Genomic DNA, 21738 nt, shown 5'->3' with positions numbered 1-21738 from the left:
GGCCGACGGGCTCCGGCGGGGAGTCTCACTCATGCGGGGAAACTAGCATCGGAGATCACGTATGACACTCAGTGCCCGCAGGAGGGGACTGAGTGTCATATCGACGGGTGTTCCCGGAGGGCGTCGCCCTCGTCCCCGGCGTCAGCCCCCGTCCGCCGGGCGCACCGCCCACCGCTGCTCGACCCTGGCCAGCCGCCAGTAGGCGAGCGCGGCGGCCCACACGACCACGAACAGACCGACGATGATGAAACCCACGTTGTCGAGGTCGAGACCGGCGATCCAGCCCGTGACCGCGTCCCGCAGGTCGAGCCGGTCGTGCAGGACGCCGACCAGTTCGATCGTGCCGATCAGGAACGCCACCGCGATCGACAGACCGGTGATGGTGAGGTTGTAGAACACCTTGCGCACGGGATTCGAGAAGGCCCACTGGTAGGCGAAGTTCATGAACGTGCCGTCGAGCGTGTCGAACAGGCTCATGCCCGCCGCGAACAGCAGCGGCAGGCACAGGATCGCGTACCAGGGCAGCCCCGCCGCGGCGCCGCTGCCCGCCATCACCATCAGCGTGACCTCCGTCGCGGTGTCGAAGCCGAGGCCGAAGAGGAAACCCAGCGGGAACATCTGCCCCGGGCGGCTGATGGACTTGGTGAAGCGGTCGAGGATCCGGTTCATGAACCCCCTGGAGTCCAGGTGTCCTTCGAGTTCCTTCTCGTCGTACGTCCCCGCCCGCATCGCGCGAAAGACCCGCAGGATGCCCATCAGGGCCACGAGGTTGAGCGCGGCGATGAGGTAGAGGAACACGCCCGAGACGGTCGTACCCATGACGCCGAGCACCTGGTGCGTGCTCGACCCCTCGTTCATGATCCGCCCGGCCAGCTGGGTGCCGCCCGCGATGAGCGCCGCGAGGAGGACCACGACGCTGGAGTGGCCGAGCGCGAACCAGAACCCCACCGACACCGGCCGCTTGCCGTCGGCCATCAGCTTGCGCGTCGTGTTGTCGATGGCCGCTATGTGGTCGGCGTCGAAGGCGTGCCGCATGCCGAGCGTGTACGCGGTCACGCCGAGGCCGATGCCGAACGCCTTCGAACCGACCTCGTAGTGCGCCGGCACGACCAGCAGGAAGAGCACCCCGAACGCGACGACGTGCAGGGCGGCGATCACCGCCAGCAGGCCGGCGGTACGGACGGTGTCCTCGCGTCGCCATCGGAAGGCGGCGGGCCCGGTGGGCAGGGTCATGCGGTCACGCTCCAGCACCTCGTGGATCACTTCGTGAGATGCCGTGGCCGGTCTCCTGGCTCGCGGGTACCTCCCGCACGAGCCGAAGCCGGGCGTGGCGGAGGGTCGACGCGCCCGCCCCTGCCTTCCCGGCCGTCCGGCCAGTGGCGCCGCCCTGGAGCGGCACGGGACGGGAACTCCCCGATCACAGTGGCGAGGGCCGCTCCGGACTGGGCCCCTGAAAGGCTGTCACCGGTCTTCCCGAACACCACGGCCCGCCAACCCTAGGTGCCGCCCGTCGACCGCTGCAAGCCTGCACAGTTGCGCAGGTATCGAAGATCACAGTGCCGCCTGGAAGAATGCCGTCATGCATCTCGTCCCCGCCGACCGTGCCGACCGGCGCACCATCGACGGCCACCGGGTCTGCGACGCCGCCGCCGCCATCGGCGAGCCCGCGGCCGTACGCGCCTGGGCCGACCGCTTCTCGCTGCTCGCCGACCCCGGCAGGCTGGCGCTCCTGCTGGCGCTGCACCGGGCCGGGCCCCTGGCGGTGTCCGACCTGGCGATCGCGACCGGCATGAACGACCCCGCCGTGTCGCAGGCGTTGCGCCTGCTGCGGACGGCCGAGGTCGTCGTCGGCGAGCGGGAGGGACGCGTCGTGCGCTACCGCTTGATCGACGGTCCGGTCGTTGCGCTGCTGGCGCACTGCGGCACGGACATCGCCTGATTTTGGACGTGCTTCCGCGAGCCGTACCGCAAGGAGAGCTGTCGCGGACCGTGTCGCTGTTCGGCCGAACGGGTGACCATGGGTAAGAATTGCCTGGTGCAGACAACCATGGCGAGCCAGGGCGGGGATGGCCAGTGAACAGCCACGACGTCACCGATGAACAGTGGGAAGGGCTCGCCCAGGTCGTTCCGTTGCGCGGCCGGGACGCGTGGCCCTCGGCCGTCGGCCACCGGTCGATACCCGAGGCCCCGACCGAGGCGCGGCGCCGCTTCGTGGTCCTGCGGGTCAACGTGTTCGCGGACGCCCGTGAGGTCGCCGAAACGCTGATGGGCGGCACCCCCGTGCTCCTCGACCTGACGGGCGCGGAGACCGATGTCGCCAAGCGGGTGCTGGACTTCAGCACGGGCGTGGTCTTCGGCCTGGCGAGCGGGATGCACCGGGTCGACCGGAACGTGTTCCTGCTGACGCCGCCCGGTACCGAGGTGCAGGGGCTGATGGAGAGTGCCGGGGTCCCCGGGCTGTGACCGGGGGATGACGTCCCCGGGGTGGGCGGCGTCCCCGGGGGACGCCATCAACGGGCGTGATACCCCGAACGAAGGAAGATCGCCCGGCCGGAACGGTTCGCCTGGCGGCGGAGTCCTACCGTCCGGATATGACCGCGTCACCTCTCCCGCCGCTTCCGGCCCTGTCACCCTTGCCGGCCCTGCCGGCCTTACCGTCCCCGCCGTCCCCACCGTGCGCGCCGTCCGCTGAGCACCGGACGTCCGCCGGACTCGGCACGGATGCCGGACACCGCGCGTCCGCCGGACACCGCACGGATGTCGAGAAACGTCCGGATGCCGGGGCCCGCCCGGATGCCGGGGTGCGCCCGGGCGTCGAGGTCGGCACGGAAGCCGGGGTGCGCCCGGGCGTCGGGGTGAGTCCGGACACCGGGGTCCCCCCGGGCACGGGAGTGTGTCCGGACCGGCGCCTCGGCGTGGAGCCGGACGCGTGGGAGCGCGCTGCCGAGCCGGAGAGGCGGGAACGGGTCCCCGAACCGCGTGCCGCGGCCCCCGGGGTCCTCGCAGCGCCCGCGGCGGCGCCGGGTGTTCCCGAGACGGCGCCGGCCGCGCCGAGCGCCCCGCACACGCGGCCGGACCGGCCCAGCATCACCCGGCTACGGCTCTCCGCCTTCGCCGGACACCGCGGCGCCGCCTTCGCGCTCGGACCGCTGACGCTTTTCGCGGGCCCCAGTGGCAGCGGCAAGTCCACGGCGCTGCGGGCGTACGAGGCACTGGCGCGGCTCGGCGGCGGGGCCGAACTGGGCGAGGTGTTCCCGGACCCGGCGGCCTGCGTTCCCGAAGGGGCCCGCCCGGACGCCCAGCGGCGGAGAGGTTTCCGTATCGGCTGCACGGCGGACGGTCCCGAGGGTCCCGTCCGGCTCGACCTCGCCGTACAGGCCGAGCCCGAACTGCGCATCGTCGGCGAACGGCTGACGGCGAACGGCCTCGTCCTGCTGGAGACGGCGCTGCGGGATCCGAGCCGCTCCGTCGTCCAGGCGGCCTGGCACACGGCGGGCGCGTCCCCGGTCACCCGGGGCCCGCTCCCCGACGACCGCCTCGGTACCGCGCTGCTGCCGCTGCGGGTCGCGGGCAAGACGGAGGGCCAGCGCCAAGTGCTCGCCGCCGCCGAGCAGATGGTGATCGCCCTGCGCTCCGTCTTCCCCTGCGACCCGCAACCCCCGTCCATGCGCGCACCTGTGCCGGCCGGCGGCGGGCGCCTGCTGCACGGCTGTGACAACCTCGCCGACGTGCTCTGGCGGACCAGGACCGAGTGCGCACGGCGCCACGGGCTGCTGGTGGCCGCGGTCCGGGCCGGCTGCGCGGGCCCGGTCGCCGAGCTGCTCGCCGAGCCGCTGCCCGGCGGCGGGGTCCGCGGGCTGCTCGACCGGGGCGACGGCCGCCGCACACACCTGGGACTGCTGGGGGACGGCGAGTTGAGGTATCTCGCGCTGGCCCTGGTGCTGCTCACCGGACCCGGGGTGCTGGAGGTGGACACCGCCGGCGAGGTCCCGGCGGCGCTGCAGACGCTGACGGTGCTGGCCGACGGCTTCGACCGTTCGCTCGATCCCCGGCAGGCCGGGGAACTCCTGCGGCTCGCGGCGCGGATGTGCGAGAGGGGGCACATCCGGCTGGTGGGGGCCGTGAGCGCCGCGTCAGTGGCCGCGGAGGTGGTCGGGGCCACGGTGGTAGACCTGGGGGTGTGACGGAACTGGACGTGTCGTACTTGCAGCGCCGGCTGGCCGGGTTCGCGGCCGCGCGGAACTGGCAGCCCTACCACACCCCCAAGAACCTGGCCGCCGCGCTCAGCGTGGAGGCGTCCGAACTGGTCGAGATCTTCCAGTGGCTGACACCGGAGGAGTCGGCCCGGGTGATGGACGACCCGGACACCGCGCACCGCGTGAGCGACGAAATCGCCGACGTGCTCGCCTATCTGCTCCAGTTGTGCACGGTGCTCGACGTGGATCCGCTCGCGGCACTCGACGCGAAGATCGACCGCAACGAACGGAGGTTCCCGCCTCCGGAGGGCCCCTGACTGGCTCACGGGCCCTCACGCCCCACTCCGTCAATTACTCTCAGTAGTGATTGAGTTGTCCACAGTCGATTCTGTGTCCACAGATTTCGGGCTACCTCTGGCTTTTCGTCCCGCGTGCCCTCACTCTGGGTAGTGGACGGTGGAGTTCGGGCAGACGTGCGAGAGCGCGTCGGACAGACGGGGGCAGCGCATGGATGCGATGCGGCTCATCGTGACGAGCAGGCGTGCCCTGGCGGGGAGCGGCGACGTGCCGGAGATCATGAGGGAGGTGTGGCAGGCGCAGGCCCTGGCGCAGGCGATCGGCAGTCGCCTCGCCGTGTCCGGTCCCCCGGAATTACGCGGTGAGGCCCTGGGGCTCACGGAGTTGGCGGGCAGAGGCTGCGGCGTCCTGGACGCGCCGTCGCTCGGCGTGGGTGACCTGCGGGCCGCCCGGCTCACCGACCTGGGCGATGCCCGGCAGACCCTCCTCGATCTCGGGTGTCTGCTCGGCGAAGTGGGCATCGCGCTCGTCGGCATCGCCTGCGCGGCCGACGACGAGGGGACGTACTGGCAGTGCATGGAGGCGATCGACGCGGCGGACGAGTCCCGTGACCGGGTGCTGGAGATGCTGCGGCGCCTCGCGGTCCGGGAGGAGGAGATGGTGGAGCGGGACCGTGCGGCGGGATGAGGGGCCGGTGCGGTTTGCCGGGTCCGGGGGGCGAGAGGTCTCCCCGGCCCGTGACCCTTCACCAGGTCCGCGCCGCGTAGGCCGCGCGAGCGTACGCGGTCACGGGCTCGGCAGGCGGGCCGCCGGCGGTGACGCGCCGGTGACGGGTGCCCGGCGCTCCGGCTCGCGAGCCGACGATCACCAGCGAACCGGGTGGCTGCGCGGACCGCACCGCACCCGGGGCGGACAGGTCTTCACCCGGCCGGGGCGGGCGCGGTCGGCGGGACCGGTGGGGTCGGCCCCCCGTTCGACCGTGCAGGATGGAGGCATGGATCTGCGCATCTTCACCGAGCCCCAGCAGGGCGCCACCTACGACACGCTTCTCACTGTCGCCAAGGCCACCGAAGACCTCGGCTTCGATGCCTTCTTCCGCTCCGACCACTATCTCCGCATGGGCGAGGCCGACGGGCTGCCCGGGCCGACCGATGCCTGGATCACCCTGGCCGGGCTCGCCCGCGAGACCAAGCGCATCCGGCTCGGCACGCTCATGACCGCCGGCACCTTCCGGCTGCCCGGCGTGCTCGCCATCCAGGTCGCGCAGGTCGACCAGATGTCGGGCGGCCGGGTCGAACTGGGCCTGGGAGCGGGCTGGTTCGAGGAGGAGCACAAGGCGTACGGCATTCCGTTCCCGAAGGAGAAGTTCGCCCGCCTCGAGGAGCAGCTGGCGATCGTCACGGGGCTGTGGGCGACGGAGGTCGGCGCGACCTTCGATCATCACGGCACGTACTACGACCTCACCGGCTCGCCCGCGCTGCCGAAGCCGGCGCAGGCGAGGATCCCCGTGCTGATCGGCGGCCACGGCGCGACCCGCACGCCGCGGCTCGCCGCGCAGTACGCGGACGAGTTCAACATCCCGTTCGCGTCCGTCGAGGACAGTGAGCGCCAGTTCGGCCGGGTGCGTGCAGCGGCGGAGCGGGCCGGGCGCGAGGCCGGTGACCTGGTGTACTCCAACGCGCTGGTGGCCTGTGTCGGTAAGGACGACCAGGAGGTGGCGCGGCGCGCCGCATCGATCGGCCGCGACGTGGACGAGCTGAAGGCCAACGGGCTGGCCGGCTCTCCGGCCGAGGTCGTCGACAGGATCGGCCGGTATGCGGAGATCGGCGCGGGGCGCATCTACCTCCAGATCCTCGACCTCGACGACCTGGACCACCTCGACCTGATCTCGGCGCAGGTGCAGTCGCAGCTGACGTGACGGCCTCGGCTCGGCGCGGGCGCCGGTCCGGCGCCGGCTGTCCGCCCTAGTGCACCGAGTGCACCGAGTGCACCGAGTGCACCGAGCAGGCGCCTGTGGCGCCGCCCACCTCGTCCCCCGAGACCGCACATCCCTTCGCCGACCAGATGATGACCGCGACGGCGACAACAGGACTCGCTGTCCGCGTCAGCCCGTCTGTCAGCCGTACGCGGCCGTCGTGGCGCTGTCTGCCGCGTCTAACGACCGGTATTGCGGTGGGCAAATGCACCCGAACCCATTTGTTCGAACTGACCCTGCAGGTTGGCTGCGAAGGTCTGCGGGTTGTCGCCCCCGTATGCCTGTCCCACGGTGTTCATCGCTACCGTGAGGACACCCTTGAAGGGCGCGCCTGGAGAGGTGCGCACGGGTGTGCACATGAAGCTGAAGGCCTGCGGCGTCTCGGAGTCGTACGGACGGAGGGTGACCTCGGACAGTGTGGTGGGCTGTCCTTGGCGCAAGGCATCGTCCATGGCGCGGAAGACGCCGACCTGGTCGAGCCCGGGGAGAACGTGTCGGGCGGGGCTGAACTGCGGCACCTGGCCGAAGGCCTCGCCCTGCTTGCGGTTGGCATAGCGCAGCAGATGATCCGGGCCCTCGGTGAGCATGATCGGGAACTGTGCCCCGTCGAAGACGGCAAAGAGCTCCTGCTGCTGGGCGAGGAGGCTGTCCCGCAGCTTGAATTCCGACTGCAGGGTCGCAGTCAGTTCCGTCATCGCGTCCATGATCTGGTCGTCCCAGCGCCGGGGCCGGAAATCTGCGACGCAGACGGTGCCGAGGACCTGCCCGGTGTTGTCGAGCAGCGGGGTGCCCAGGTAGGAGCGCACGTTGAGGTCGTTGACCAGCGGGTTGCCCTTGAACCGGGGGTAGTCGAACACGTCGTGGAGGGCGAGTTGGGATCGCTGAGCAACGACGTGCGGGCAGAAGCCGTACTCGCCGGGCGCCTCGCGTCCGAGTGCGCTGAGATCGAAGGGTATGCCGCCACCGTCGATGTCCACTCCTGCGTCGGGGGATGCAGCGGGCACGTACATGCCGCGGAACATCTGGCGCTCGTCGCTGATGAAGTTGACCATGGCCAAGGGTGCTTGGGTCAGGCGGGCGGCCAGTCGTGCCACGCGATCGAAGGTGGCTTCCGCGTCGGGCGCGTTGAGGCCGAGAATCGTCAGCCGACGGGTCCGTTCCGGTCCAGTGCGACGGAACGCCTCAAGGGGATCGTGGGAGTCCATGAGGCTAGATCAAAGCAGAGATCCTGGCTCCGTGGTCTGCCCCGCAAGACCTTGCGGGTCCGGCTGTCACTCTGCCAACACCCCTGCGCCAACCGCAAGTTGCAACGCGCTGCCGAGGTGCCCGGTCGTCCTTGCAGCGTGTCGCTGTGACCAGCGTCTGGGCAGCCGGGAAGGCTGCCCAGGTCCTTTGATGTTTCAACCATCACCGATCACTTCTCGTCATTCCCGGCCGCCTCCTCGAACGGAAACGATGTTGCGCCCGACAATCGTGCGGTGGACCGGTTTTCGACACCGTTAGAGCACCTCGACGTGAAGGGATAGATTCGAATGCATGTTCGTTTTCGGGAGGTGGATTGGGTGCACGGCCCGCGTGCCAGTCCTCCCTGACACGGAGCAGCGGTACCTGCTTCGCAGCGCCTGACAACGTGTTTGCGCCAGCCTCTACAGCTCGATCACGTGGTCGGGCGGATCGGCGTGGAGCCGAATATTGGCCTGAATGAGTGGCCTGCTGAGGTGTGAGCGGACGGCGAGCAAGCCGGCGATCAGACGCCGGCGCGCCTGGTCCCGCTGATCTTCCGGTCACAGTCCGGTTCCGGCTGCCAGGCGGCGGATATCTATGGCTAGGTGCAGTGATCAAGGTCGACTGCTCCACAACGGAGCGATGTACGAAACGGAGTTCTCGATGACCAGGTACCGCAAGTCCGACGTGGACGCTCGGTCGGTCGCGGTGATCGGCATGGCCTGCCGCCTGCCGGGGGCGTCAGGACCCAGCGACCTCTGGGACCTGCTGAAGGCCGGCAGCAGCTCCCTCAGTGAGACACCGCGAGATCGCTTCGACGTCGACGCCCTTCATTCCCCTGAGCCCAGACGGGGCCGAATAGCAGGACGCCGAGCGGGCTACATCGACGGCGTTGCCGACTTCGACGCCGACTTCTTCACCATGTCGGCTACTGAGGCGACCGAACTCGACCCGCAGCAAAGGCTCTTGCTGATGACCGCGTGGGAGGCCCTGGAGGACGCGGGGCAGCGCACCGACCTTCTGGCGGGGAGCCGGAGCGCGGTGTTCGTGGGCAACACCCGTGCCGACTCGCTCGAGGCCGCTCTGCGGCAGGGCCCGGAATCGGCGACGGCAGCCCAACTCCACAACTTCCGATCCCTGCTGCCTGCGCGGATATCCCACTTCTTCGACTTCCGCGGCCCCAGCATCGTCGTCGACACGGCCTGCTCCTCGTCGCTGGTAGCCGTCCACCAAGCCGTCCAAAGCCTGCGTTCGGGAGAGAGCCCGCTGGCCCTGGCTGCCGGCGTGAACATCGCTCTGCGCCCGGACGAAAGCCTCGTCCTCTCGCACGCCGGAGCAATGTCAAGCGACGGACGCTGCAAATTCGGCGACGCGGACGCGGACGGCTATGCCCCCAGCGACGCCGTGGCAGTCGTCGTCTTGAAGCGGCTGACGGACGCGCTCAGCGACGGCGACCGGATCCATGCTGTCATCCGCGGCAGTGCCATCGGCAACGACGGCCGCACCAGCGACACGGTCCTCAACCCTTCGCTCCAGGGCCAACTGGACGTACTGCGCTGGGCCTACGAGGACGCCGGTATGGATCCGTCCGACGTCGACTACGTCGAGGCCCACGGCGCCGGCTCGCCGGCGCTCGACCCCCTGGAGCTGAGCGCGCTCGGCGAAGTGATGGGCGCCGGACGTCCCGCGGACCGCCCGCTCCTCGTGGGCTCCGTCAAGACCAACATCGGGCACGCGGAGGCAGGCAGCGGCCTCGCAGGACTGATCAAGGCCGTGCTGTGCCTGGAGCACGGTGAGGTTCCCGCCAGCCTGAACCTGCATACGCCCCACCCTCGTGTCGACTGGGACCGGCTTCCGCTGGTCATCCCGGACAAGGTCCAGCCCTTGCCGGACCTTGACCGGCCCGCCGTTGCCGGAGTGAGCGGACAGGGCTCGTCGTCTCTGAATGCCCACGTAGTGCTCAGCCAATTCGAGCCCACGGCCCCCATCACCAACGCGGCACCGGACGGCACGCCGTACGTTCTGGCGCTTTCCGCCCACAGCACCGCGGCACTCCAGGACCTCGCCCGCTCCTACGCCGACTACCTCGGCCCCGGCGGCACCGGCCGTGCCTACGCACTTCGGGACATCTGCTACAGCGCCGCCACCCGGCGCCGCCACCACGAACACCGGATCGCCGTGGTCGGCTCCAGTCATGGGGAACTGGCGGCCGCTCTCGCCGGGACAGCGACAGTCGGCGGACGTCCCCTGTCTGCCGCCGCAGACCGGTACCGCCGCGGCGAGGCCTTGGACTGGGCGGCGCTGTTCGGCGAAGCCGGCCACTACGTACCGCTGCCCGCCTACCCCTGGCAGACCAAACGGTACTGGCCCGGCGAAACGCACGAGGACGACACCGACCTGGCGGCCTGGGTGCTGCGCGAGCACGCCCGCACGAGCTTCGATGACAACTCGACGCTCACCGAGATCGGCATCGACTCGCTGGCGAAACTGCGCATCGTGGTCGAACTCGGCAGACGTAGCCAACGGGAGGTCGACCCGGAAGGGTTCGGCCGGCTGCGTACAGTCGGCGAGCTGCGGCAGTGGACGCGTGGACTACTGGCAGCGGCCCGGTGAAGCTGCGCACTCTGTTCGACTGGTTCGCCCGCTCGGCGGCCGCGTACCCGGATGAGACGGCCCTCGAGGTCGGTTCGGTGCAACTGACCTATCGAGAACTGCACGACCAGGTGGAGCGGCTCGCTGCGCGTCTCGTCACGACGCCGGCCGGCGGGCCACCGCGGCGGGTCGGGCTGATGGCCGCACGATCGGTGACGGCCTACGCCGGCTATCTCGCCGTTCTGCGGGCGGGTGCCGCCGTCGTGCCGCTGAGCCCGGAGTACCCCGCGGAACGGACAGCCCAGATCGTCGCGGCAGCCGAACTCGATCTCATTTTGGCCGAGTCCATCGACAGCGTCCCCGATCTCGGCATCCCCGTCCTTGTCGCCGGCCCGGAGGGGCTGTCGGCCCCGGCTGGGACCCATTCGACCGTGGTCGCGCACCGGTATGCGGATCCCGACGACCTTGCGTACGTCATCTTCACCTCAGGATCGACCGGCACTCCCAAAGGCGTACCCATCACTCACCGGAGCATCTGCGCCTACCTGGAGCGCGTAGCGGACCGATACGACATCCGGCCGGGCAGTCGCCTGTCGCAGACTTTCGAGCTGACCTTCGACGGATCGGTGCACGACCTCTTCGTCGCGTGGGCGGGCGGCGGCACCCTCGTCGTCCCCCAACGCAGCCAGCTGCTGTCCCCGGTGAAGACCATCACCAGCCTGCGACTCACGCACTGGTTCTCCGTCCCGTCCCTCATTTCCTTCGCCTCTCTTCTCGGCACCCTTGCCCCGGGCAGCATGCCGACACTTCGGTGGAGCCTCTTCGGCGGCGAACCGCTCACCCTGCAAGCGGCCCGCCAGTGGCGACTCGCAGCTCCGAACAGCAGGCTGGAGGTCCTGTACGGGCCGACAGAGCTGACGATCTCCTGCACCGCCTACCGGCTTCCCGACGACATGACCGCCTGGCCGAGCACGCCCAACGGCACCGCACCCATAGGAAGTCCGTATCCAGGCCTTGATCTGCTCTTGCTGGACGAAGACGGACGGCCCAGTGACACGGGAGAGCTATGCGTGCGAGGCCCTCTGCGGTTCTGCGGCTACCTTGATCCGGCCCACACCGCCGGCCGCTTCCTCACCACCGACCTCCAGCCGGCCGGCGACCGTCCGACACCTGAGCACTGGTACCGGACAGGAGACCGGGCCGCCGTCCAAAACGGCCGCCTGGTGCACCTGGGCCGAACCGACCACCAGGTCAAAATCCGCGGACACCGCATCGAACTGGGTGAAATCGAGGCCGCACTACGGGCGCACCCGGAGGTATTCGACGCTGCCGTGATCACCCTGCCCGCCGCAGACGGAGAACTGGAACTGCAGGCCGCCGTGAGCGGCCCCTGCCGCGATACCGACCGGCTGTTCGCAGCCCTGCAAAGGCAGCTGCCGCCCTACATGCTGCCCCGCCGGATCACCGTCCTGGAACAGCTCCCGCTCAACGCCAACGGCAAAATCGATCGAAGGGCGCTGCTCGACGAACTGACGAACTCGCGCTGATCACGCCCACGCAAGGTCCCAGCCCACTACACCGCGCCCCGTTCTCTGCCCCGAGCCAAGGCTCCCAGCCCGATATGAGGAACCCGCATGTACGACGCCATCGTGGTGGGCGCGCGCTGCGCCGGTGCGTCAGCCGCCTTGCTGCTGGCCCGTGCGGGCTACCGCGTGCTCCTCCTCGACAGATCCACCTACGGCTCCGACACCCTCTCCACCCACCTCATCCACCAGCCAGGCATCGCGGCGCTCGCCCGCTGGGGGGTGCTGGAGCAGGTCCGTGCCTCAGGATGCCCGCCCCTGAAGCGCACCGTCTACGAGGTCGCCGACATCCGTATCGCGGGCTGCGCCCGAGGCGTGGCCGGCCAGCAAGTAGCGTTTGCGCCACGGCGCCGAGTGTTGGACGCCCTCCTGGTCGACGCTGCCATCGCGGCCGGGGCCGAGTTCCGCGAGCGAAGCCGCGTCACCGGCCTGCTGCGGGACAGGGCAGGCCGGGTCGTCGGCGTCGACGGCCGACACGGCAGCCGGAATTTCACGGAATCCGCTCGCCTGGTCATCGGCGCTGACGGTATGCGATCCACCGTCGCCCAGTTGGCCGCAGCCCCGTACACCAGGCGGGATCCTCTGCTGACCTGCGCGTACTACACATACTGGCCGGATGTACCCGCCGACCTTGAGCTCTACGAGCGCCCCGGCGGCTGGGTGGCAAGCGTGCCCACACACGACGACGCCACCCTCGTACTGGCCTACTTCCAGCAGTCCCGTTTCGCCGAAATCCGCACCACCGCACGGCATGCCTACCAGGAGCAGATTCGTCTCACCGCGCCGGCCCTGTACGAGAGGCTGCGGGGAAGTGCACCGGTGGAGCGTCTGCGTGGCAGTGGGGATCAGCAGAACTTCTTCAGGCAGGCGACCGGGCCCGGCTGGGTCCTGGTCGGGGATGCCGGGCATCACAAAGACTCCATCACGGCACGAGGCATCAGCGATGCCTTCCAGCAGGTAGAAAGCCTCGTCGCCGAGGTGGGAGACACGCTCGGTGGCGATCCCGTGAAGCTCGACGCGTCGCTGGCCCGGTTCGCAGAGAGCCGGGACACGACACTCACCCCGGGCTACGAGGCCACGCTCAGCGTGGCCCAGCTGGCCACCCCGCACGAGCAACGTCTCTCCCTGCTTCGCGCCGTCCAGTCCGACCCGGAACTCGTCGCGATCTACCTCGACATGGTGGCCGGCATCGCTTCTCCGCACGACCTCTATACGCCCAGACTCCTCGAACTCCTATGACCGTTCCCAAGAGCGGTGAAAAGCCCCGAACTTCCTCACTGCGGGGCGGTCGGTGGAAGCTCAACTACCGGTGCGCACAGACCAGTTGTCATGGCCCGAGTGTGACCCTGCGCGATGATCCTGATACGGTGCAACCCACGTTGACCTTCGAACAGAGTGAGCAGTCACTCCGCGGGGACCGACGGTCGCGTACCGCTTACCGCACGGGTGTATCGCTGCTGCACGAGGAATCCAGATGCCAGGCAACCGCGACCGGCGGCCACAACCCCGCGCCACTCAGCGCAGATCTCTGCGATCCTCGCTCGGCGTCCCGTTCGTTGTTCCGCTGGTCTGTCTGACCGGGCTCGGGGGCTTCACCGCCGCAAGCCTCGCGCAGCAACAGATCCAGCGACAAGACGACGCGGACCGTCCCTCATCCGTCACGCGGCCGGCCGAGTCGCCGGCGCAGCCGCAGGACGGACCCCAGCGCACAGACGAGGGGCGCAGCACTCGAAAAGACCGCGAGCGCGGAGGCATCTCCACCGCGGCGTTCGAGAGCGCACGGTCGATCACGCCCAAGACGCCGCAGTACGGGCAAGTTTCCCTGAGTGCGCACTGGAACAATCTGACGTCCCACGACCAGGGCGTGACCGGTGGCCAAGGCGCACCGCTTCCGGCCGCGGCCACCTCGCGGCCGACGGCCACCGAAAGTGTGCTCGGCAACTCACGGACGCCGACCGCCGCTTCGCCGGACAGCCTGGCGGGCAGCGATGACGATCGGGCCGACGAGCTGCTCCTTGTCGCACTGGTGAGCAGCGGCATCACCCTCGCTGTCGTCGTGGGCGCCGCGGTGCTGGCCAGACGCTCCCGGGACGCCAGGCGCTCGACGCACGGACGCCTCTCCGCACTCCAGGAGGGTACGCAGCAGTGGGCGACACAACTGCCTGACCTTCTGAACCGAATAGAGCGCGGCGAGCGCATAGACCTCGATGCACTCGTCCCGTTCAGACCGCAAGCGACTGACCAGGACCACATCGCTCAACTCTCGGCCCACATCGACCAACTGGTCCGCATTGCCGCCCAGGCAACGATGCGGCAGTCCCAGGGCCGCCAGGGCACGGAGAAGGTCGTTGGCCAGCTCATCCGCCGCGCCCAGACCCTTATTCATCGCCTGATCAACCTGTTGGACGACCTCGAACGCAAGCACGAGGACTCCGATCTCCTCAAGGACATCTTCAAGGTCGACCACCTGGCCACCCGCGTGCGACGGCACACGGAGAACCTGATGATTCTCAGCGGTGCCACTTCTGGACGCCGCACCACCACACCGCCCACCTCCATCACCGACGTGATGCGTGGCGCAGTGGCTGAGACCGAGCACTACACCCGGGTGCACGTCGTGAACACGCCGGACGACCGGAGGGTGGCCCTTGCCGGCCGGGCCGTGGGAGACGTCACGCACCTCCTTGCGGAACTCATCGAGAACGGCACCCAGTTCTCCCCACCCGACACTCAGGTCACGGTCAGAGCAGCGAAGGTGGCCCGAGGACTGGCCTTGCAGATCGAGGACCAAGGCCTCGGCATCCAACCGCAGCAGCGAGACCACGCCAACGAGCTGCTCGCTCACCCGCCCCGGATCGACATGACGGCCCTGGGCGAAGACCCACGCCTGGGGCACTTCGTGGTGGCGAAACTCGCCGAGAGACACCGCATCAGGGTGGTCCTGCGCGCATCCGATTACGGCGGCACCCTCGCGCTCGTCCTCCTTCCCAGTGAACTGCTGGAAGTTGTTCCCTCGCCGGTCCTCGACCAGCTGCAGTCGGCAGCACAGGCCTCGGGACGGGCAGCTGTGAGCCAGCCCGAAGCGCCCTCGCCAGCCGTCACGGGCGGCCGATCGTTCACCGAGCGCGACGCGCTGCCGAGCGTGGGCGCCGGCAGGGGACCGCTGGACGAGGCGGTGACCCGTTCGCCTGCGTCGGACTACAGCGGCTTTCCTGAGTACGGAGGCGCCGGCCTGCTTCCTCCGGCCTCAGGACATCAGGCCCGGCCCGTTGCCGATCCCGCCGGTTGGACAGCCCCGGCGAGGTACGCGCCGCCCAGCCGCGCCAGGCACCCCGAAGGGAGCACGGGGCGTCCCTTCGAGTCGTCGACGGCCGCAGCTGATGCCCCCGCTGATGTTGCGGGAGACGGCCTTCCACGTCGCCAGAGGCCTCCGGCACAGCCGGGACCCCCTCGAGAGCATGCGATTCCACGCGTGTCGCCCGCTGACACCCTTGGCGACCCCGAGGTCCTGCCGAAGCGCGTCAAGCGCGCCAGCCTCGCGCCGGAACTACGGCGCGAGTCGGCGCTGAACGATCCTGGCGCAGGCGAGGTCCACGACGCGTTCCTCGACCCGCAGGCGGCGGCCCGCACGATGGCTGCCATCGACGCGGGAATCAGGAGGGCCGGAATGAACAGCGAGTCACGCAACGTCCGCGGGTGGCAGGACGAATCGGCACCCCCAATGCCGGCGAACGGTGAGGAACCCACGCAATGACTGACACGGTACACAGCGGCAAAGGCCTGGACTGGCTCCTGGACACCCTGGTGGCACGGATCCCAGAGATCCAGTGCGCCGTCGTGCTCTCGGGGGACGGTCTCCTCATCGGGAAGTCCCAGACCATGCATCGCGAGGACGCCGAACATCTATCGGCCGTGGCTTCAGGCGTCCACGCATTGGCCCGAGGTGCCTCCGACCGATTCCGGGGCGGATCTGTCCAGCAGTCGGTCATTCAGATGGAGAGGGCAGTTCTCTTCATCACCACCGCCGGCTCAGGAGCCCGGCTGGCGGCGATCGCCTCGCAGGAGGTGGATCTCGGGATGCTTGCCTTCGAGATGGCCACCCTCGTCAGGCAGGTCGGCCAGTACCTGACAGCGGCGCCCCGCATCCAGCACATGGCCGCCGGCCCTGCACAGGATGGCTGAGCCACGATGGCGTGACGGCCCGCAGGACGGGCGCTACCTGAGGCCATACGCCATCACCCGCGGGCGCACCCACCACGGGCGTCACGGGTTCGCCCTGATCACCCAGGTCGTAGCACGCTCCGATGGGAAGGTCCAGCACCGCCATCTGGAGCCAGAAGCAACCCAGATCCTGGAACTGTGCCAGGGCCGGGCGATGGCCGTCGCCGAGATCGCTGCGCAGTTGAACCTGCCGGTGAGCGTAGTGAAGGTGCTCTGCGGCGACTTGCTCGATGCGTCGCTGGTCCTCGTCCAGGCGCCGCCCGGACGGGACAGCCAGCCGAGCGTGGAAGTCATTGAAAGGGTGATCGATGCAATTCGCGAACTCTGAGCCGGTCATGCCTACCGCGCTGAAGATACTCATCGCCGGCGGATTCGGTGTGGGCAAGACGACAATGGTGGGCTCGGTGAGCGAGGTCGCCCCTCTGCAGACAGAGGAGCGCATGACCGAAGCGAGCCTGGGCATCGACAGCTTGACCGGCGTTGAGGCCAAGTCGTCGACGACGGTCGCCATGGACTTCGGCCGTATCACGATCGGCCCGGAACTCGTGCTCTACCTTTTCGGCACACCAGGCCAGGACCGCTTCTGGTTCATGTGGGATGACCTGGCCATGGGCGCTCTCGGCGCTGTCGTACTCGCTGACACTCGACGGTTGGAGAGCTCCTTCGCCTCCATCGACTTCTTCGAAGAGAGAGGAATTCCCTTTACTGTCGCCGTCAACTGCTTCCACGGGCGCCGCAGCAGCTCGGCGGAGGAGGTGCGGGCCGCGCTGGACGTCGACCGGGACACACCGGTCCTGCTGTGCGACGTACGCGACCGCGACTCCAGCAAGGAGGTGCTGCTGACCGTCTTGGGAGCGGCCCGTGCACGGGCGGCCGCCCGCCTCGCATCCGTCGCTCGTGCTTAGGTGCAACCGGCAAGCGATGGCTGAGAGCAATGGGCCCCTCATCCATGAGAGCCCTCTCGGTCGGCGCGGGGGTACACATCGGTACGCCGTCGGCCAACCGTCAACAAAAAATCCCGGAGGGTACCCCGGGCCTTCGCTGTAAGTTGTGCGGGCGTGCCGGGAAACGTGATCGACGGCGCGCTCTCCCATCGCGGCGGCTCGACGCGGCCCGCGCAGGTGCACCGGCCGTGCACGGCGACGGCCGATCCGACGGGTACGCGGCACGAACGACGTTTCGAGGCCACCCACCGTGTTCCTGACGATCAGTACCACCGGCACCACAGAGCGCCCCGCCACCGACCTCGGCTTCCTGCTGCACAAGCACCCCGACAAGGCGCAGGCGTTCTCCACCTCCTACGGCAAGGCGCACGTCCTCTACCCCGAGGCGTCCGCCGAGCGGTGCACGGCCGCGCTGCTGCTGGAGGTGGACACGGTGGCGCTGGTCCGGCGCGGCAAGGGCAAGGGCCGCGGCGGCGCCCCCGACGCCGCGCTCGCGCAGTACGTCAACGACCGCCCCTACGCGGCGTCCTCGCTGCTCGCCGTCGCGCTCAGCGCCGTGTTCGCCAGCGCCATGAAGGGACAGTGCAACGCCCGGCCCGACCTGCCGGCGCGGCCGCTGCCCCTGCGGATCGAGGTGCCCGCACTGCCCGCCCGCGGCGGCGCGGACCTCGTACGCAAGCTCTTCGAACCGCTCGGCTGGACGGTCACCGTCGAAGCGGTGCCGCTGGACGTCCGGTTCCCCGCCTGGGGCGACTCCCGCTACGTACGCCTCGTGCTGGAGTCCGCCGAGGCCGGACTGACGCTGGCCGAGGCGCTGCGCCACCTCTACGTGCTGCTTCCGGTGCTCGACGACGCCAAGCACTACTGGGTGGCGTCCGACGAGGTCGACAAGCTGCTGCGGGCCGGTGAGGGCTGGCTCCCGGACCACCCCGAGCAGCAGCTGATCACCAGCCGGTACCTCGCGCGGCGCTGGTCGCTGACGCGGGAGGCCATGGAGCGGCTGGAGCTCGTGCGGCTGGCCGAGGCCGACGACAGCGCGGTCGAGGAGATCGACAACGCGGTCGGGGACCAGCCGGAGACCGACGGCCCCTCCGGCACGGGGGGTTCGGCCGACGTCCTTTCCGGCACGGGGGGTTCGGCCGACGCCCTGGGGGTGGGCGCTGGAGCCGGCGCCTTCGCGGGTGCCGAAGCCGCCGCCTCCGCCTCTGCCTCTGCCTCCTCTGCCTCTGCCTCCTCCGCTTCGGCCTCCGCCGAGGCCGAGGCCGAGACCGAGTCCGTCCCGCTCGCCGTGCGGCGCCGTGAGGCGATTCTCGCCGCGCTGCACGCCTCCGGTGCCGGACGCGTCCTCGATCTCGGCTGCGGGCAGGGCGAGTTGGTGCAGGCGCTGCTCAAGGACCCGCGGTACACCGAGATCGTCGGGGTCGACGTGTCGATGCGGGCGCTCACCATCGCCTCGCGCCGGCTCAAGCTGGAGCACCTGGGAGAGCGCCAGGCCGCGCGCGTCAAACTCCTCCAGGGCTCGCTCGCGTACACCGACAAGCGGCTCAAGGGATACGACGCGGCGGTGCTGAGCGAGGTCGTCGAGCACGTCGACCTGCCCCGGCTGCCCGCACTCGAGTACGCCGTCTTCGGCTCGGCCCGTCCGAGGACCGTCCTGGTGACGACGCCGAACGTCGAGTACAACGTCCGCTGGGAGTCCCTCCCGGCCGGTCACTCCCGGCACGGCGACCACCGCTTCGAGTGGACCCGCGAGGAGTTCCGCGCCTGGGCCGCGGCGGTGGGCGAACGGCACGCCTACGAGGTGGAGTTCGTCCCCGTCGGCCCCGACGACCCCGAGGTCGGGCCGCCGACCCAGATGGCCGTGTTCACCCTGCGCGCCACCACACACGACGACCCGGCGAAGACCCCGGTCACGAAGGAGGAGAAGGCCGCATGACGGACAAGACCACCAAGGCGCGCACCCTGCCCGTCACCGACCTCTCCCTCGTGGTGCTGATCGGCGCGTCCGGCTCGGGCAAGTCGACCTTCGCCCGTCGGCACTTCAAGCCGACCGAGGTCATATCCAGCGACTTCTGCCGCGGCCTCGTCGCCGACGACGAGAACGACCAGAGCGCGAGCCGTGACGCCTTCGACGTGCTGCACTACATCGCGGGCAAGCGTCTCGCGAGCGGCCGGCGCACCGTCGTCGACGCGACCAACGTCCAGCAGGAGAGCCGCCGGCAGCTGATCGACCTGGCGAAGGAGCACGACGTGCTGCCCATCGCCATCGTGCTCGACGTGCCCGAGGACGTCTGCGCCGAACGCAACGCCGCGCGCACCGACCGCGCCGACATGCCGCGCCGCGTCATCCAGCGCCACACCCGCGAACTGCATCGCTCCCTGCGGCACTTGGAACGCGAGGGGTTCCGGAAGGTGCACGTCCTGCGGGGCGTGGAGGAGATCGAGAGCGCGGAGATCCGCACCGAGAAGCGGTACAACGACCTGACCCACCTCACCGGGCCCTTCGACATCATCGGCGACATCCACGGCTGCGCCTCGGAGCTGGAGTCGCTGCTGGCCAGACTCGGTTACGCCGACGGGGTGCACCCCGAGGGCCGGACGGCCGTCTTCGTCGGCGACCTCGTCGACCGCGGCCCGGACACCCCGGGCGTCCTGCGCCGCGTGATGTCCATGGTCGCGTCCGGCGACGCGCTGTGCGTACCGGGCAACCACGAGAACAAGTACGGGCGTTACCTCAAGGGGCGCAAGGTCCAGGCCACGCACGGGCTCGCCGAGACGATCGAGCAGATGGAGGAGGAGAGCGAGGAGTTCAGGCGCCAGGTCCGGGAGTTCGTCGACGGGCTCGTCAGCCACTACGTCCTGGACGGCGGCCGCCTCGTCGTCTGCCACGCCGGGCTGCCCGAGAAGTACCACGGGCGTACGTCGGGACGGGTGCGCTCGCACGCGCTGTACGGCGACACGACCGGCGAGACCGACGAGTTCGGCCTGCCGGTGCGCTACCCGTGGGCGGAGGACTACCGGGGCAGCGCGGCCGTGGTCTACGGCCACACCCCGGTGCCCACGGCGACCTGGCTGAACAACACCATCTGCCTCGACACGGGCGCGGTCTTCGGCGGCCGGCTCACCGCGCTGCGCTGGCCGGAGCGCGAGCTGGTCGACGTACCCGCCGAACGGGTCTGGTACGAGCCCACACGGCCGCTGGCCTCCGAGGCGCCCGGCGGGCACGAGGGCCGGCCGCTCGACCTGGCGGACGTGCACGGCAGGCGGGTCGTCGAGACGCGGCACGCCGGACGTGTGTCCGTGCGCGAGGAGAACGCGGCTGCCGCGCTCGAGGTCATGAGCCGCTTCGCCGTGGACCCGCGGCTGCTTCCGTACCTGCCGCCCACCATGGCGCCGACCGCGACCTCGCACGTCGACGGCTACCTGGAGCACCCGGCCGAGGCCTTCGCGCAGTACCGGGAGGACGGGGTCGCGCGGGTCGTGTGCGAGGAGAAGCACATGGGGTCGCGGGCGGTCGCGCTGGTCTGCCGGGACGCGGCGACGGCGCGCGAGCGGTTCGGCGTGGGCGGGGTCTTCGGCCCGGACGGCGGCGTGGGCGCGGACGGGCCCACCGGGGCGCTGTACACCCGCACCGGCCGGCCCTTCTTCGACGACGGCGCGGTGACCGAGGAGATCCTCGGCCGGCTGCGGGCCGCTGCCGACGAGGCGGGGCTGTGGCAGGAGCTGGGGACCGACTGGCTGCTGCTCGACGCCGAGTTGATGCCGTGGTCGCTGAAGGCGTCCGGGCTGCTGCGGACGCAGTACGCGGCCGTCGGCGCCGCCTCGGGGGCGGTGTTCCCGGCGGCGCTCGCCGCGCTCGAAGGGGCGGCGGCGCGGGGTGTCGACGTGCGGGATCTCCTGGTCAAGCAGCGTGAACGGGCCGCCGACGCGGCGGCGTTCACGGAGGCCTACCGGCGGTACTGCTGGACGACGGACGGACTGGAGGGCGTGCGTCTCGCGCCCTTCCAGATCCTCGCCGTCCAGGGCCGCAGCCTCGCCGCGCTCCCGCACGACGAGCAGCTCGCGCTGATCGACCGGCTCGTCGAGCACGACGGGAGCGGTCTGCTGCAGACCACCCGGCGGCTGTTCGTGGACACGGGCGACGCGGAGTCCGTGCGGGCCGGGGTCGACTGGTGGCTGGAGATGACCGGACGCGGGGGCGAGGGCATGGTCGTCAAGCCCGTACAGGCCGTGGTGCGGTCGCCGCGGGGGCGGCTGGTGCAGCCCGGGATCAAGTGCCGGGGACGGGAGTACCTGCGGATCATCTACGGCGCCGAGTACACGCGGCCCGAAAACCTCGCGCGGCTGCGCGGGCGCTTCCTGAACCACAAGCGGTCGCTGGCGATCCGGGAGTACGCGCTCGGCCTCGAGGCGCTGGACCGGCTGGCCGAGGGGGAGCCGTTGTGGCGGGTGCACGAGGCGGTGTTCGGGGTGCTGGCGCTGGAGTCCGAACCGGTGGATCCCCGTCTCTGACAGGTCCGTCCTCCTCGGCCCCTCCCCACGCTGGGGCGGGCCCGGGCCTGGGTTCCGTCCCGGGCCAGGGTTCCGTCCCGGGACCGAGCCTCCGCCCGGGCCCGGGACACGCGCTGGTCCTGGTCTCCGCACCGAAGCGGGGCTCCGCCCCGGACCCCGCTCCTCAAACGCCGGAAGGGCTGAACCGTCCCCGT

17 protein-coding genes and 1 riboswitch are annotated in these 21738 nt (G+C 70.2%); of the genes, 15 read left to right on the top strand and 2 right to left on the bottom strand.

What is annotated here, in order from left to right; genetic code table 11:
* Positions 1 to 141 precede the first annotated feature (141 nt).
* On the bottom strand, positions 142 to 1233 hold the full coding sequence (gene nicT, locus AC0ZLC_RS01875) for a Nickel transporter NicT (protein ID WP_476750060.1): 1092 nt from the start codon (positions 1231 to 1233) through the stop codon (positions 142 to 144).
* 28 nt (positions 1234 to 1261) lie between these two features.
* Positions 1262 to 1500: riboswitch (cobalamin riboswitch) on the bottom strand.
* Positions 1501 to 1579: 79 nt separating this feature from the next.
* Here nicT and AC0ZLC_RS01870 point away from each other — a divergent pair.
* The 6 genes from AC0ZLC_RS01870 to AC0ZLC_RS01845 all read left to right on the top strand — a co-directional run bounded on the left by AC0ZLC_RS01870 (position 1580) and on the right by AC0ZLC_RS01845 (position 6411).
* Entirely contained in the window at positions 1580 to 1939 is a 360-nt protein-coding gene (locus AC0ZLC_RS01870) for an ArsR/SmtB family transcription factor (protein ID WP_476750059.1), read from the top strand.
* A gap of 134 nt (positions 1940 to 2073) precedes the next feature.
* Positions 2074 to 2463: a cell division protein SepF gene (locus AC0ZLC_RS01865; RefSeq protein WP_476750058.1), complete on the top strand. Its 390-nt coding sequence runs from the start codon at positions 2074 to 2076 to the stop codon at positions 2461 to 2463.
* Between the two features lie 452 nt (positions 2464 to 2915).
* Positions 2916 to 4184, top strand: coding sequence for an AAA family ATPase (locus tag AC0ZLC_RS01860; protein ID WP_476750057.1), 1269 nt, complete (start codon positions 2916 to 2918; stop codon positions 4182 to 4184).
* Positions 4181 to 4513, top strand: a complete 333-nt coding sequence (locus AC0ZLC_RS01855) for a nucleotide pyrophosphohydrolase (RefSeq protein WP_476750056.1) — start codon at positions 4181 to 4183, stop codon at positions 4511 to 4513. The genes AC0ZLC_RS01860 and AC0ZLC_RS01855 overlap by 4 nt, the downstream gene beginning before the upstream one ends.
* Positions 4514 to 4703: 190 nt before the next feature.
* Positions 4704 to 5180 (top strand): DUF6099 family protein, encoded by a 477-nt coding sequence (locus AC0ZLC_RS01850; RefSeq protein ID WP_476750055.1) that lies wholly within the window; start codon positions 4704 to 4706, stop codon positions 5178 to 5180.
* Between the two features lie 307 nt (positions 5181 to 5487).
* Entirely contained in the window at positions 5488 to 6411 is a 924-nt protein-coding gene (locus tag AC0ZLC_RS01845; protein ID WP_476750054.1) for an LLM class F420-dependent oxidoreductase, read from the top strand.
* Between the two features lie 236 nt (positions 6412 to 6647).
* Here AC0ZLC_RS01845 and AC0ZLC_RS01840 read toward each other — a convergent pair whose 3' ends face one another.
* Positions 6648 to 7673 carry a GAF domain-containing protein gene (locus AC0ZLC_RS01840; RefSeq protein ID WP_476750053.1) on the bottom strand — a complete coding sequence of 342 codons (1026 nt, stop codon included), beginning with the start codon at positions 7671 to 7673 and terminating at the stop codon, positions 6648 to 6650.
* A 661-nt stretch (positions 7674 to 8334) separates the two neighbouring features.
* On the opposite strand from AC0ZLC_RS01840, the gene AC0ZLC_RS01835 reads away from it, so the two are divergent.
* The 9 genes from AC0ZLC_RS01835 to AC0ZLC_RS01795 all read left to right on the top strand — a co-directional run bounded on the left by AC0ZLC_RS01835 (position 8335) and on the right by AC0ZLC_RS01795 (position 21544).
* Entirely contained in the window at positions 8335 to 10305 is a 1971-nt protein-coding gene (locus tag AC0ZLC_RS01835; protein ID WP_476750052.1) for a beta-ketoacyl synthase N-terminal-like domain-containing protein, read from the top strand.
* On the top strand, positions 10302 to 11831 hold the full coding sequence (locus tag AC0ZLC_RS01830) for an amino acid adenylation domain-containing protein (protein ID WP_476750051.1): 1530 nt from the start codon (positions 10302 to 10304) through the stop codon (positions 11829 to 11831). The genes AC0ZLC_RS01835 and AC0ZLC_RS01830 overlap by 4 nt, the downstream gene beginning before the upstream one ends.
* Positions 11832 to 11918: 87 nt before the next feature.
* Positions 11919 to 13106 (top strand): NAD(P)/FAD-dependent oxidoreductase, encoded by a 1188-nt coding sequence (locus tag AC0ZLC_RS01825; protein ID WP_476750050.1) that lies wholly within the window; start codon positions 11919 to 11921, stop codon positions 13104 to 13106.
* Between the two features lie 235 nt (positions 13107 to 13341).
* Positions 13342 to 15621 (top strand): sensor histidine kinase, encoded by a 2280-nt coding sequence (locus AC0ZLC_RS01820; protein WP_476750049.1) that lies wholly within the window; start codon positions 13342 to 13344, stop codon positions 15619 to 15621.
* On the top strand, positions 15618 to 16049 hold the full coding sequence (locus AC0ZLC_RS01815) for a roadblock/LC7 domain-containing protein (RefSeq protein WP_476750048.1): 432 nt from the start codon (positions 15618 to 15620) through the stop codon (positions 16047 to 16049). The genes AC0ZLC_RS01820 and AC0ZLC_RS01815 overlap by 4 nt, the downstream gene beginning before the upstream one ends.
* Complete coding sequence (locus AC0ZLC_RS01810; RefSeq protein ID WP_476750047.1) at positions 16042 to 16416, top strand: DUF742 domain-containing protein; 375 nt, start codon at positions 16042 to 16044, stop codon at positions 16414 to 16416. The genes AC0ZLC_RS01815 and AC0ZLC_RS01810 overlap by 8 nt, the downstream gene beginning before the upstream one ends.
* Complete coding sequence (locus AC0ZLC_RS01805; RefSeq protein ID WP_476750046.1) at positions 16397 to 16993, top strand: GTP-binding protein; 597 nt, start codon at positions 16397 to 16399, stop codon at positions 16991 to 16993. The genes AC0ZLC_RS01810 and AC0ZLC_RS01805 overlap by 20 nt, the downstream gene beginning before the upstream one ends.
* Positions 16994 to 17282: 289 nt before the next feature.
* Entirely contained in the window at positions 17283 to 18968 is a 1686-nt protein-coding gene (locus tag AC0ZLC_RS01800; RefSeq protein WP_476750045.1) for a 3' terminal RNA ribose 2'-O-methyltransferase Hen1, read from the top strand.
* The gene (locus tag AC0ZLC_RS01795) at positions 18965 to 21544 is read left to right on the top strand and encodes a polynucleotide kinase-phosphatase (protein WP_476750044.1); all 2580 of its coding nucleotides are present in this window, start codon (positions 18965 to 18967) and stop codon (positions 21542 to 21544) included. Before AC0ZLC_RS01800 ends, AC0ZLC_RS01795 begins: the two co-directional genes overlap by 4 nt.
* Positions 21545 to 21738: the final 194 nt, after the last annotated feature.

This window comes from Streptomyces sp. GLSS-08 (assembly GCF_056387915.1).
The sequence above is the reverse complement of the archived record's forward strand: the minus strand, read 5'-3'. Positions and strand labels throughout refer to the sequence as shown.